The sequence below is a fragment of the Oscillibacter sp. genome (assembly GCF_032060045.1).
GTDB lineage: Bacteria > Bacillota > Clostridia > Oscillospirales > Oscillospiraceae > Oscillibacter.
In genome coordinates this window covers 1-13192 of the sequence record NZ_DAMBZJ010000002.1, presented here as the reverse complement: position 1 = coordinate 13192, position 13192 = coordinate 1, and the positions used below count along the sequence as shown (strand labels likewise).

Here is a 13192-nt window from a genome sequence, read left to right as displayed (position 1 = left end):
AGAGACACAATGGCAATGTCGGGAAACACAATTCGTGTGATGGTGGTGGACGATTCCGCCGTGGCGCGGAGCTATATCATCAGCGGGCTTTCCGCAAAGCCGAACATCCAGATAGCCGGGTTTGCCGTGGATGCGGCGGATGCCCTGCAAAAGGTGGGAGAGCTTCAACCGGACGTCATTACCATGGACGTGGAAATGCCGGGAATGGGCGGTATCGAGCTGATTCGCAAGTTACTTCCGGCTTATCGGGTGCCGGTAATTCTGGTGTCGTCCCTGAACCTGCGCGTGTTCGACGCGCTGGACGCCGGGGCGGTGGATTTCGTCCGCAAACCGGACGGGACTCAGAGCAAGGCGGAATTTATCAACACGCTGGCTCAGAAAATCGTGGTTTCTGCCTATGCAAAGGTTCGCCCGGGCCGCCCAGCCAGAACTGCACGGGTGGAGGCCATGGCGGAGCCCGGGTCCCCGCTTGGGCCGAGGTCCGCGCTGGATGGGACAGTGATCGGTCTGGGGGCCTCCACCGGCGGAACGGAGGCCACACTGGAGGTGCTGCGCCGCCTACCGGCGGACATTCCTCCCATGGTCATCGTGCAGCACATGCCCCCCGGCTTTACAAAAATGTACGCTGAGCGGCTGGACAGAATCTGCGCCATGGAGGTGCGGGAGGCCGTGGACGGCGACGAGCTGCACCGTGGACTCGCTCTGGTGGCTCCGGCAGATTTTCAGTGCCGCGTGGTGCGGTCGGGAAACCGATACCGTGTGACATGCAAGCCGGGCGACAAGGTCAGCGGACACCGCCCATCGGTGGATGTGCTGTTCCATTCCATGGCGGAGAACGTGAAAGGCCCCATGACGGGCATTATCATGACCGGCATGGGCCGCGACGGAGCGGACGGGCTTTTGGCCATGCGGAAGGCCGGGGCTTATACCATTGGACAGGACAAGGAGTCCTCCGTCGTATACGGAATGCCCATGGTGGCCTTTGACATTGGCGCGGTACAGATCCAGGCGTCCTGCGAAAACATTGCGGGGATGCTGCTTCGCCGCCTGCGGGAACTATGAAAAGCAGCGGGTGCGGCTGTGCAACAATCATAAAACAAGGGGGCTTTCGGCATTGCCGAAAGCCCCCTTGCATGAATCTTCTTCAAAATTTACCAAAATTATAAGGTTTTCCACTTTTTTTGAATTGCCGTATTATGTTTTTTGCGTAACTGCCGAAATAAAGGGTAGACATAGGAGGCTGCGCCGCAATGTGCGGTGTCACCCCAAGACGTGTTTAAATTATTTAAAAGCCGCTTCCCGGAAGTTGGGAAGGGATTCGCTGAAAACGGAGGAAATGCCGCATGATGAGGATAGTCAATGAGGCCGCAGGAGCGGCAGCGTATGCGCAGACGGTGTCTGCGGCGCAGAATCTGCAAAGCACCAAAACCGTTCGAGGTGCCGAAAAAGGGCAGGAGTCCGGCGGTGCGTTTGATCAGGTCGATATTTCCGGGGCGTCCTCCGGTGGGTCCTTGTTTCAAAAGGAACTTGCGGCCCGTATTGTGCGGGATGTCCGGGCATCCTCCAGCATCGGCGGTGTTCAGCAGGTGCGCCAGCAGATTCAAAGCGGCACCTATCAGTTAGACCCCGTTTCCATTGCCAAGTCCATGCTGCTGGAGAAATAAGTCATGGATAGAAATGATTTTCGGGAATACCTTGGTTTTTTAAAGGCTCTGGGCGACACGCTGGAGGACATTACCCGCGTGGAGCAGGAGAAGACGGAGTTTGTCCGCACAGATGATCTGGACGGGCTGAACGAGTGCATGAAGCGGGAGCAGGCGCTGTCTTTGGCTATGCGCGCCCACGACCAGAAGCGGGAGACTATGCTACGGACGCTGGGGCTGGAGGGCGTGCCCTTGCGCAGTCTGATGGACTATGCCTCCGCTCAGGATTATGAGGAGACAAAGCGGACCGTGGAACAGCTCTGCCGCCAATATGCGTTGTTTCGTGGCGCGTTTGAGGTGGCGCGGGACACGCTGGAGTGCAACCTTCACCAGATAGAAAAGATGATTCAGGCGGAGGACCCGGACGCCGCGTCGTCCGCGGGTTATCCGGAAGCGTCTCCTGAGCTTCCGCCCCGCATGAGGACGGATTTCAGAGCCTGAACCGGCCCACATGTGAAAGAGAGGAAAGCAACATGCTGTCGACAACCTTTGGAGCATTTACCACCGCACGTCTGGGCATCTATGCGGCGCAAAAGGCCCTGGAAGTGACGGGACACAATATTTCCAACATCAATACCAACGGCTATACCCGCCAGAGGGTGGATCAGGTGAGTCTGCGGGTGGGCGGCGTGGACCGTTATGCTTCGGCATTCGGCGGCGCCAGCGGGTCCGGTGTTCTGATTACGGGCATGTCCCAGTTCAGGGACCCCTATCTGGACATCCGCTTCCGCAACGAAAATTCCAGCGTGGGCGCCATGGACACCAAGCTTAGCGGACTGGAGGAGCTGGCTGCAATTCTGGACGAGGTGGGCAAAGGCGATATCGGCGAGGAGGGAGAAGGCATTCTGGCCGCGCGGTTTCAGGACTTGCGGGATATGCTGTCAAAGTTGACCGGAGACCAGACCACGGAGGAGGAAATGCTCTCGTTGGCGCGCACCTCTGCCGACGCATTGGTGGGAATCCTCCGAAGCTATGCTGAGCGGATTGCCGGCGTGAAGGAGGACCAGGCGGACGGCTTGACAAACGATGTTGCCGCCGTCAACGACATTCTCAAAAGCATCCAGTCTCTAAATGAAAATATTCAAAAAAGTGAGCTGTACGGGGATAATTCACTGGAACTGCGGGACCAGCGGAATGTGCTGATCGACAAGCTGTCCGGGTACATGAAGATTGACGTGACGTATGAGCCGGTGAGCGTGGGAGCGGGAAGGACCGTGGACAAACTGGTGATTAAGGTCGCCGGTGACCCGCCTACCAAACTGGTGGACGGCACCTATGTGGGACAGCTTTCCGTGGGGGACGGACTTCAGAAAAACCCCAACTATGCCCCCAATGCAGCGCCCCCTGTTTTGGAGCCTTACTTGGATGCATCCGGGACCCCGGTTACAGACCCTGCTGCCGCGGCTCTTTTGCCTTACGCAATCACCGTCTCTGAGTTGAAGGACCGCAACGACGTCGTTTTGAAGGAAAAGAACGGCAGCGTTTCGGAGGCCTATCAGTTCGGTGATACTGAGCTTTACGGCGGATTACAGGCAAGGCGCGAGCTTTTGACGGAGGCGGGCGAATTTGCCAGCGCAGACATGACGGCGGCGGATTCGGACTCCGCCACTAAGCGGGGTATTCCCTATTACCAAAAGGCGCTGGACTCTCTGGCGCAAAAGCTTGCCTCTGTGATGAATGCGGCGAACACCGGATACCTGCAAGATACCAACGGCAATATCATCACGCCGGGTTCAGACCCTGTGGAAAAAATAATTACAAAGGATGCGGGCGGAACCTATTCCTATTACGACGCTGCCACCACAACCACCACCACGCGGGACACGCTGGATGAGCTGGTTTCAGCCTTGTCAGGGGATGCCACTTTTAACACCAAGTTGGACAAATGTAAGCTGGGTGGAAACCTGTTTAGCAGCAGCGGCTCCAGTGACGATGCCTCGGGCATTACCGCAGCCAACATCTCCATCTCCTCAAGCTGGAGTCTCAGCGCCAGTTTTCTGCAAAACTCGTTTGAGGCGCTGGAAGGGAAAGCCACCGTGGGCAGCAGTGACAATCGGAACATTGTCCATATCATGGCGGAATTTGACAAGACGCAAGAATATAAACCCGGTGGGAACGCTTCTCCGGGAAAGCCGTTTTTCCGCGGCACCTTTGAGGGGATGTTCACCAACATCGAGCGGACGCTGGCAGACGATGTCAAGAGCACCACGACTCTGCTGAACAACTATACCGTTTCCGCCACAGGGCTGGAGACGGGCCGGGACAGTGTTTCCGGCGTGGACCTGAATGACGAGGCCATGAACATGATGCAGTTTCAGAAGTCCTATGCCGCCGCCTGCCGTCTGATGACGACACTTGACGAGGTGCTGGACAAGCTGATTAACGGGACCGGCGTAGTCGGCCGGTAAAGGAGGGATTTAAAATGATCCGTGTGACAACAAACGGAACGATGCGGGGATATCGAGCCAGCCTGACGCGCTCCTCCGCCACGCTGAATAATACGCGAAATAAGGTTTTGACCCAAAGTAACTACACCAGCTATGCGGAGGACCCGGCGGCGGCAACACAGGCGTTCAAGCTGCGTCGCTCATTTTCCCGCGTCAGCTCCCAGTTGAAGAGCACCCAAACCTTGAACAGCAAGTTTTCCGCTGCCTGCGACGCGCTGAGCAGCATTAAGAGCAACCTTGCGGACGGACAGGCAAAGATTTCTGCGCTGGCTGGATTGAACGATGCCAACGCCTCCGGTCGCCAGCCTCTGGGAGAGGTCATCGGCAGCGCGGCGGAGTCCATTGTGCAGATATTGAACTCTCAGTACGGCTCTTCCTTTATATTTGGGGGAAAGGACTCTCTGGGTGACGCGCCCTTCAAAATGGAGGAAATCAGCGGAGAGAAAGTCTTGACCTTCCGGGGTGTTCGGGTGGATGCAGAAGAGGGAACCGACGAATACAAACAGCTGAAGGCCATGTCCGGAGAGGAAAGCTATGTAGACATCGGCAGTGGCCTCACGGAGGTGGACGGAAAGCTGGTTTCCGCCAGTGCCTTTAACGGGGCGCTGAGTGGGCTGAGCTTTGTGGGTTATGGCGTGGATGCAGACGGTGACCCCAAGAATATGGCTTCCGTCATGAACAAGCTGTCTGATATTTTCAAGCGCTGTGATCCAGATACCGGTGCGTGGGCTTCGGATCAGGACAAGGAGGACGCCACCCGTCTGACGGGGAAGCTGAAGGACGGCATTGACGAAATTACCAACCAGTGGACCGCGTTGGACGGGCGCACCACCTATCTCGAAACCAGCAGCAACCGCCTGTCCCTTCTGGCCACCAATCTCAACGAGCAGATTCTGAACATTGAGCAGATTGATCTGGCCAGCGCCATCACGGATTTTTCCTGGGCGCAGTATTGCTATAACGCGGCCTTGAAGGTTGGCAACGGCATTTTGTCCCAGTCGCTGATTGACTATATGAATTAAAGGGCATAGACGGGCCTGCGAGGTCTGCCCGTCATGCTTGTAAAGGTGAAAAAGGAGTGAAGGCAATGACCTATCCACTTATCGAGATTAAATCGGTGCCCCTTGAGCTTGAGATGCGGGTCACGGACGCGAAGCTGGAGTACAGTCGCGCCACGGTGGATATGGAGATTACCCGGAACGAGGGCGGCCTGAGCATTCGGAGCAAGCCTATTCGCGTGAATTTGGACACGTTTGAGGCGCGCAATTCCGTCACCCCTACGCTGGCCACCCGCATAAAAGACAATGCTCAGGCGGGGAAACAGGCCGCCTATGAAGCCACGGCTACCTATGCCCGGCAGGGTCAACTGTTACTTCAGGCAAAAATCGGCGAGGAGATGGTGACCAAATTTGCCGCCGAGGCACAGGCACGGAATGTGAAAACCAATGTGGGACTTGCGTTTCTTCCCACGCAGGGAGCGGATATTTCCTGGGACAAGGGTGAGCTAAACATCCGCTACGAGATGGACAAGGTCAACTTCGACTGGCGCAGTCAGCAGGGAAACTTCGAGTTTACTCCCGGTGATATTCAGTTCGAGGTGACGCAGCAGCCGGATGTTGTAATTAAGTACGTGGGCGGGGCGCTGTATGTGCCGCCGTCGGCAGACCCGCAGTATGTCCCCCTTGACGTGGAAGTTTGACGCGTGCGAAAGAAAGGAAGCCTCCCATGGAACTCATGACAAAATATTTTGGGCGGATCGCCTATGAAGCCGGAGATATACTCTATTTCCGGGATGGTCTGTTCGGCTTTGAAGAGGAGACGCAGTTTCTTCTGCTCCCCTTTGCCGACAGTGACGGAACACTGCTGTGCTTTCAGAGCGTGACCACGCCGGGCCTCGCCTTTGTGGCGATGAACCCCTTTTCTCTAAAGCCGGACTATGCGCCCAAACTCCGTCCGGCAGAGTTGAAGACCATGGGTGTGGACAAAAGTGAAGAGCTGAGCTTTTACGTGCTGTGCGTGGTGCGCCAGCCCGTATCCGAGAGTACGATAAACCTGAAATGCCCGGTCGCAGTGAACGAGGATACCGGAACCGCCATACAGACAATTCTGGAGGACGGCGGCTACGAAATGCGCCACCGCCTGTCGGAATTTCAGGAGGGGCAGTCGTCATGCTGATTTTGCAGAGGAAACCCGGAGAGTCCGTGCTGATTGGAGACGAAATCGAGGTGACGGTGGTTTCTGTGGAAACCGGGGGACGGGTCCGGCTTGCTATCAGTGCCCCTAAAAGCCTGACCATTTTGCGCAATGAGCTGCGAGGTGCCATGGACGCCAACAAGGAGGCCGCGCAAGAGGAGGCATCTCCCCTTGCGCTTTTGGAGTTGCTGCCAAGGCAGGGTGGCCCAGAGACGAAGAAATAAGAAAACGCGCCCTGACTAACCGGTCGGGGCGCGTTTCAGCTTGAGTAAGAAGGCGTGTTGGCTTCTTACTCAAAAAGATTGTGGGCTGCCGCATGCCTCGCTGTCCGCCAAAACGGACAGTGCGACACTTGCGGACTGAGAAGCGTTTTCTCCGACGTACACGCCGCCGGAGAAAACGAATTTAACTTTTTTTCGCCGCTTTCATCGCAGCGGCGCGGAAATCTCAATTGTCTGCTCCGATGCACGTCGCATACAATTCTCCTGAAATCAGCCCTTCAAGGAAGCGGGATATGCCCCTGCGGCGTGAAGGGCCTTCAATTCTTCCGCCACCCGCTCCCGGTCTTCCCGGTAGGTCATGCCAAACCAGCGATCGGCAGAGTGAAGCACCGAGATTTCCAGTCCGCCGCTCTCGAGCTGATTGCCTACCATCAAGGGCAGAAGGCACTCTTTTTTCAGGTCATCCCCGGCTTCCGTGCGAAGAAAGTTTTCGAAGTAGGCCCGCATGGGGGTAAAGATCCAAGGGGTGAAGCCCCAGAAGTTCATGGATACCACTGTGTCTGGAGAGAGGGAGATCTCCTCCGCCAGATCTCGCAGAGTTCCATCGGGATAGAGCTGGATTTTCAAAGCCTCCCGCACGGAGAGAAGCTTTCCGTTCTCCACGGCGCAGACTCCCCGAGAAACCGTCCCGTGGAGACTGGCGGTGTTTTTCAGAAAATAACCCACCATGGCCCCGTGACCTTCGGGAGATAACGTCGTGAGCTGCTCGTACATGGCACGATAGGCGTCGATTCCATAGTAATCGTCCGCGTTAATTACGCAGAACGGCTCTTGAATAAATTCCTCGGCGCACAAAAGCGCGTGAACCGTGCCGAAGGGCTTGGTCCGCTCCGGAGGAATCGGATAAAAGTCCGGAATGGAGGAAAAGTCCTGAAACGCATAGGCCACCTCCACGGGAGAGCCGTCCTTTGCGGTGCGGCGGCGAAGATACTCGCCGCAAATGCGCTCCATCAGCGGCTCCATCTCCGGTTTAATGATGAACACCACCTTGCCAAAACCCGCACGTAGCGCGTCGTGCACGGAGTATTCCATCAAAATCTCATTGTTGGGGCCGATGCCGTCCACCTGCTTGTCCCCGCCGTATCGGGAGCCAAGTCCCGCCGCCATGATTACCAGTGCTGCCTTCATAAACCCTCCATACGTCCGCCGCGCCGCCTGGGAAACAAAACGCGCCACGGTGTAATTTCACGTAATATGCGGGCCGCGTGCTGCGCCCCTGCCCTTACCATACACTGTTGTGCCGTCCTTTGCAACCGCTAAACGATTTCTCTTGACAATTTTTCATGCCGGTCTATAATATGAAAATGATTATCATTCTTGAAAAAGGAGGCCGCATATGGCCTATTCCACAAAACAGCAGCAGGCAATTTTAAGCTGTCTGGAGGGGCGAAGAAGCACGCCCATGTCCGCGGCGGATTTGGCGGCGGAACTGCGCCGCCTGGGGGAGCCGGTGGGCCTTGCCACGGTGTACCGCCAGACGGAGAAACTGGCCGCCATGGGTTGGGTTCATAAAATCAACACGGAGGAAGGCGCCTACTTCCAATATTGCCCACATCAGTCCGGGGAGGAAAAGCAGGACTGCCTGCTTTTAAAGTGCGAGTCCTGCGGGCGGATTGCCCATCTGGACTGTACGCATTTGCAGCCTCTGTACCAGCATCTGCAAAAGGAGCATCATTTTATGGCGGACCACCGGCGGACCCTGTTTACCGGTTTGTGTGAAGCCTGCGCGGAGAAGGAGCAAATCCATGGAGAAAAATGAGCTGCTTGTCTGCCGGAATACTGCTCTGGGCTACGAGGGCCGGGCGGTGTTGTCGGGGCTGAATCTCACGGTTTCGGCGGGGGATTACCTCTGCGTGGTGGGGGATAACGGCTCGGGCAAATCCACGCTGATGAAGGGGCTGCTGGGTCTCATTCACCCCATGGAGGGCAGCATTGACCGGGCGGTGGAGCTGAAAAACGGGGCGATTGGATATCTTCCTCAGCAGACCCGCGCCCAGCGCGACTTTCCAGCCACGGTGTACGAAGTGGTGCTCTCTGGATTTTTAAACCAAAAGGGTTTTGGCTTTTTTTACACCGCCGCACAAAAGACCGAAGCAATTCAGGCCATTGGAAAACTGGGCATTCTTGAATTGAAGGACCGTTGCTACCGGGACCTCTCCGGCGGCCAGCAGCAACGGGCGCTTCTGGCACGCGCGTTGTGCGCTGCCGGACGGCTTTTGATTTTGGACGAGCCGGTGACGGGGCTGGACCCCGCCGCCGCCCAAGACCTTTATAAAACCCTGCGCTATCTCAACGAAAAAGAGGGCATGGCTGTGGTCATGGTGACCCACGACCTGCGCTCTGCTCTGGAAAACGCCCGGACGGTGCTGCACATCGGCCGGAATAGCTGGTTTTACGGCACGGTGGAGGATTATCTCCGCTCCCCGGAGGGCTGCCGTTTCCGAAAGGGGGAGCAATGATGGAACTGATGGGGATGCTTGCCTGGCCCTTTATGCGCCGGGCACTGCTTGCCGGCATATTGGTGAGCCTTTGCGCCGCGCTTTTGGGTGTGCCGCTGGTGTTGAAGCGGTACTCCATGATCGGAGATGGCCTGAGTCACGTATCCTTTGGCGCACTGGCCGTGGCAGTGGCCCTTGGGATTACGCCGCTGTACTTCTCTATTCCCGTGGTGATTCTCTCGGCGTTTTTTCTGCTGCGGCTGGCAAACTCCGGCAGCCGGATGGGCAACGACGCAGCCATCGCCGTGGTGAGTGCATCCGCCCTTGCCATCGGCATTATGGTCATATCGCTCACCACGGGCATGACCACCGATGTGGACAATTACATGTTTGGCAGTGTTCTTGCCATGACGGAAACGGACGTGCTGCTGGCGGCGGTGGTGTGCGCGGCGGTGCTGGCGCTGTTCGTGCTGTTTTACCACCGGCTGTTCGCCATCACCTTTGATGAAAATTTTGCCCGGGCCACCGGGATGCGGGTGGAGCTGTACAACACACTGTTGTCCATCCTCACGGCGCTGACCATTGTGCTGGGAATGCGAATGATGGGGGCCATGCTCATTTCGTCTCTGGTAATTTTTCCGGCGCTGACGGCCATGCGGCTGTTTCGCAGCTTTCGGGGTGTGGTACTGTGTGCGGGAACGACCGCTGTGCTCTGCTTTTGCGCGGGGTTAACGATTTCCTATCTGAAATCCACGCCGGTAGGTGCCACGGTGGTGACGGCGAATCTGCTGATCTTCCTTTTGGCCTGCACAATGGAACGGCTGCGGAAAAGGGGTTGACCGGTAGCCGCATGTCTGCGGACTGCCGCCGAAAGACCCAGCGGGAAATTGAAGCGTTAGTGACGCGAATCAAATTTTTGGAAATGAAACCGGGGCGGAAAGTTCGCCCCGGTTTTTATTTATTTTTTAACGGTTTTTCTTTGCAAATTCCAAGAAAACACTTGATTTTGGTGTAAAAGCGTGATATTCTAATCTAAGTAGTGATGGTAGTTGTGTGGAGTGGACCTTGTGTCCGCTTTTTTTGTCGGCCTTTTTAAGGGGCCGAAATTTAAAAGAGACCGAAGGCTTTTCCAGAAGCTGACGGTATGAAAGGAAGGCGTTTCCATGAAAAAGATTGCGGAGCTCACCGCCGAACTGGCGGCCCCCGTGGCTGCGGAGCGGGGCTGTACTATCTGGGATGTGGAATACGTGAAAGAGGCGGGGACCTGGTATCTCCGGGTCTTGCTGGACAAAGAGGGCGGCGTGGACATTCTGGACTGCGAGGCCATTTCCCGCAAGGTTTCGGATTTGCTGGACGAGGCGGACCCCATTGAGGGGAGTTATACGCTGGAGGTCGGCTCTGCCGGCGCGGAGCGGGCGCTGAAGCGTCCGGGCGATTTCGTGCGCTTTATGGACAGCCCTGTGACCGTCCGGCTATACCGCAACCGGGATGGACGGAAGGAATTTGCCGGGACGCTTACGGGCTTCGACGAGGGGACCGGGGCCGTTACCGTGCGCATCGGCGACAATGAGACGACCTTTGAAAAGGCGGACACCGCGCTGGTGCGCCTGCGGGTGGAGTTCTCCTGAAAAGGCGCCGCAGCCGGGCGCGCGGATTTTTTGCTGCAAAATAAAACAGACGAAGAAGACGTATCATATCATAAAAGGAGTACAGGCAATGAGAGGCAAGAAGCAGAAGGAACTCGTCGGCATGAATTGCGACGAGATTTTCACCGCGCTTGAGATGATTGAAAAGGAGCGGAACATCCCCCAGTCCTTTATGCTGGAGAAAATTGTCCAGGCGCTGATCACCGCCTATAAACGGGATTGCAAGGATCAGGTGGATAACGTGATCGTGGACGTGGATGTGGAGCACCGGACGCTTCAGATGTTTGTCCAGAAGAACGTGGTGGACGAGGAAGACTACGTTGACCCCTTCAACGAAGTTCCCTTGGAGGAGGCCAAAAAGCTTTCCGCCAAATACGAGATTGGCGACGTAATCAACGTCGCCGTGGACAACACGGAGTTTGGCCGCATTGCAGCTGGTAATGGCAAGCAGGTGATTATTCAGGGCCTGCGGGAGGCCGAGCGGGGCATGGTGTATGAGGAGTTTAACTCCAAGCAGCACGAAATCCTCACCGGCGTGGTCACGCGGCTGGACCCGAGAAATGGAAACGTCTCTTTGCGCATCGGCACCGGAACCGAGTCCACCGAGGCCCTTTTGATGTCGGGTGAGCAGGTTCCCGGCGAGGAGCTGATGGAGGGAATGCACGTCAAGGTCTACGTAGTGGAGGTCCGCCGATCTACACGAGGACCACAGGTGCTGATCTCCCGGACCCATCCAGGTCTTGTCAAGCGCTTGTTCGAGCTGGAGGTTCCTGAGATTTACGACGGAACCGTGGAAGTCCGCTCCATTTCCCGAGAAGCAGGCAGCCGCACGAAGATGGCTGTCTGGTCCAACGACGACAATGTGGACCCCATCGGTGCCTGCGTTGGCCCCAAGGGCCAGCGGGTGGAGAGCATCGTGGCCGAGCTGCGGGGCGAGAAAATCGACATTGTGAAGTACAGCGAGGATCCTGCGGAGTTTATCGCGGCCGCGCTGGCTCCCGCCGACGTGGTGGACGTCTGGATGGCGGACGAGGGCAAGGCTTGCCGTGTGCTGGTGCCGGACGATCAACTGTCCTTGGCCATCGGCAAAGAGGGGCAGAACGCCCGTCTGGCTGCCCGGCTGACTGGCTATAAAATTGACATCAAGCCCGAGAGCTTCCGGGAGGAAGCGGCGGAGGAGAGCGCCCCCGCAGGCGAGAAGCCCGCAGAGGACGATTCGTCCGCGGACGACGCGGAATAAGCGCACGGAAACGGGGGAAACGCCATGCCGAAGGTGAAAAAAATCCCGCAGCGGCAGTGTGTGGGCTGTCGGGAGATGAAGGATAAAAAGGCGCTGATCCGGGTGGTCAAGTCCCCCGAGGGGCAGGTCAGCCTGGACGATAAGGGCCGCATGCCCGGACGGGGCGCATATGTGTGCCGGGATGTGGAGTGCCTGCGCAAAGCGCGTAAGTCCCGGGCGCTGGAGCGGGCCTTTGAGGCCCAGATTCCCCCGGAGGTATATGACGCCATGGAGCGTCAGTTGGGAGGGACCGATGAGTAAAGAACTGTTGTCCACGCTGGGCCTGTGCAAGCGGGCCGGGATGCTGGAGGTGGGCGAAGAGCCGGTGGAGGCCGCTGCCCGGGCACGGGATGTGCGCTTGCTCCTGTTGGCGTCCGACGCAGCGGAAAACACCGCGCGCAGGGCTGACCATTTCTCCGAGATGGGCCAGTGCATGAAACTCCGCCTTCCCTTTACCAAGGAAGAGCTGGGGCAGGCCATGGGCCGTGGCGAATGTGCGATTCTGGGCGTGACGGACGTGGGCTTTGCCGCCGCCATTGCCCGCCGTCTGGCAGATGAGGACGCGGAAACCTATGGCGATGCTGCGAACCGGTTGGAAGTCAAGGCTCAGCGGGCCTCTTTGCGTAAGACAGAGGAAGCCCTACACGAAAAAAACCTCCGCCGGGGTAAAAAGCGCAAACCCGGCGAGGCTAAAGCAGCGGAAAAACCACCGGAGCCAACGGCCCCGGCGAAGAATTTGCGCCAAGCCCGGGGTGGCGGCAAGCCACCTTCTGGGAAAAGCTTTGGAAGAAAGCCCTTTGAGCGGAGCGAATCGGGCGGAGACCGGAAGCCCTACGGCAAGCCCGGCGCACCCGGCGGAGACCGGAAGCCCTACGGCGCACCCGGCGGAGACCGGAAGCCCTACGGCAAGCCCGGCACACCCGGCGGAGATCGGAAGCCCTACGGCAAGCCCAGCGCACCCGGTGGGGATCGGAAGCCCTATGGCAAGCCCGGCGTACCCGGCGGAGACCGGAAGCCCTACGGCAAGCCCAGCGCACCCGGCGGAGACCGAAAGCCTTACGGCAAGCCCGGTGCACCCGGCGGAGATCGGAAGCCCTACGGCAAGCCCGGTGCACCCGGCGGAGACCGGAAGCCCTACGGCAAGCCCGGCGCACCCGGCGGAGACTGGAAGCCCTACGGCAAGCTCGGCGCACCCGGCGGAGATC

At 57.8% G+C, this 13192-nt stretch carries 16 protein-coding genes; 15 read left to right on the top strand and 1 reads right to left on the bottom strand.

The genetic code is table 11. The features are described 5' to 3' along the window. Positions 1 to 9 precede the first annotated feature (9 nt). From RT018_RS01075 to RT018_RS01040, 8 genes are all read left to right on the top strand, one after another. The gene (locus RT018_RS01075) at positions 10 to 1062 is read left to right on the top strand and encodes a chemotaxis response regulator protein-glutamate methylesterase (protein WP_397359462.1); all 1053 of its coding nucleotides are present in this window, start codon (positions 10 to 12) and stop codon (positions 1060 to 1062) included. 281 nt (positions 1063 to 1343) lie between these two features. Then, complete coding sequence (locus RT018_RS01070) at positions 1344 to 1664, top strand: flagellar biosynthesis anti-sigma factor FlgM (RefSeq protein WP_312938683.1); 321 nt, start codon at positions 1344 to 1346, stop codon at positions 1662 to 1664. Positions 1665 to 1667: 3 nt separating this feature from the next. Next, the gene (gene flgN / locus RT018_RS01065) at positions 1668 to 2144 is read left to right on the top strand and encodes a flagellar export chaperone FlgN (RefSeq protein ID WP_312938682.1); all 477 of its coding nucleotides are present in this window, start codon (positions 1668 to 1670) and stop codon (positions 2142 to 2144) included. A gap of 32 nt (positions 2145 to 2176) precedes the next feature. Next, positions 2177 to 4111, top strand: coding sequence for a FlgK family flagellar hook-associated protein (locus RT018_RS01060; RefSeq protein ID WP_312938681.1), 1935 nt, complete (start codon positions 2177 to 2179; stop codon positions 4109 to 4111). 14 nt (positions 4112 to 4125) lie between these two features. Further along, positions 4126 to 5172, top strand: coding sequence for a hypothetical protein (locus RT018_RS01055; RefSeq protein WP_312938680.1), 1047 nt, complete (start codon positions 4126 to 4128; stop codon positions 5170 to 5172). Positions 5173 to 5237: 65 nt separating this feature from the next. Continuing rightward, the gene (locus tag RT018_RS01050; RefSeq protein WP_312938679.1) at positions 5238 to 5849 is read left to right on the top strand and encodes a DUF6470 family protein; all 612 of its coding nucleotides are present in this window, start codon (positions 5238 to 5240) and stop codon (positions 5847 to 5849) included. 26 nt (positions 5850 to 5875) lie between these two features. After that, positions 5876 to 6325: a flagellar assembly protein FliW gene (gene fliW, locus RT018_RS01045; RefSeq protein WP_312938678.1), complete on the top strand. Its 450-nt coding sequence runs from the start codon at positions 5876 to 5878 to the stop codon at positions 6323 to 6325. After that, entirely contained in the window at positions 6319 to 6567 is a 249-nt protein-coding gene (locus tag RT018_RS01040; RefSeq protein WP_312938677.1) for a carbon storage regulator, read from the top strand. Before fliW ends, RT018_RS01040 begins: the two co-directional genes overlap by 7 nt. Positions 6568 to 6834: 267 nt before the next feature. Here RT018_RS01040 and RT018_RS01035 read toward each other — a convergent pair whose 3' ends face one another. After that, positions 6835 to 7752 carry a sugar phosphate nucleotidyltransferase gene (locus tag RT018_RS01035; RefSeq protein WP_312938676.1) on the bottom strand — a complete coding sequence of 306 codons (918 nt, stop codon included), beginning with the start codon at positions 7750 to 7752 and terminating at the stop codon, positions 6835 to 6837. Positions 7753 to 7960: 208 nt separating this feature from the next. Here RT018_RS01035 and RT018_RS01030 point away from each other — a divergent pair, with 208 nt between their 5' ends. The 7 genes from RT018_RS01030 to RT018_RS01000 all read left to right on the top strand — a co-directional run. Beyond that, complete coding sequence (locus tag RT018_RS01030; RefSeq protein WP_312938675.1) at positions 7961 to 8383, top strand: transcriptional repressor; 423 nt, start codon at positions 7961 to 7963, stop codon at positions 8381 to 8383. Beyond that, positions 8370 to 9083: an ATP-binding cassette domain-containing protein gene (locus RT018_RS01025; RefSeq protein WP_312938674.1), complete on the top strand. Its 714-nt coding sequence runs from the start codon at positions 8370 to 8372 to the stop codon at positions 9081 to 9083. Before RT018_RS01030 ends, RT018_RS01025 begins: the two co-directional genes overlap by 14 nt. Further along, entirely contained in the window at positions 9080 to 9901 is an 822-nt protein-coding gene (locus tag RT018_RS01020) for a metal ABC transporter permease (RefSeq protein ID WP_397359457.1), read from the top strand. Before RT018_RS01025 ends, RT018_RS01020 begins: the two co-directional genes overlap by 4 nt. Before the next feature lie 324 nt (positions 9902 to 10225). Then, positions 10226 to 10690 carry a ribosome maturation factor RimP gene (gene rimP, locus RT018_RS01015; protein WP_312938673.1) on the top strand — a complete coding sequence of 155 codons (465 nt, stop codon included), beginning with the start codon at positions 10226 to 10228 and terminating at the stop codon, positions 10688 to 10690. A gap of 88 nt (positions 10691 to 10778) precedes the next feature. Next, positions 10779 to 11948, top strand: coding sequence for a transcription termination factor NusA (gene nusA, locus RT018_RS01010; RefSeq protein WP_312938671.1), 1170 nt, complete (start codon positions 10779 to 10781; stop codon positions 11946 to 11948). A 24-nt stretch (positions 11949 to 11972) separates the two neighbouring features. Beyond that, a complete protein-coding gene (rnpM, locus tag RT018_RS01005) occupies positions 11973 to 12248 on the top strand; it encodes an RNase P modulator RnpM (RefSeq protein WP_312938670.1) in 276 nt (91 codons plus the stop codon). Continuing rightward, positions 12241 to 13192 (top strand): hypothetical protein (locus RT018_RS01000; RefSeq protein WP_312938669.1); only part of this gene is annotated, 952 nt, incomplete at its 3' end. The genes rnpM and RT018_RS01000, both read left to right, overlap by 8 nt.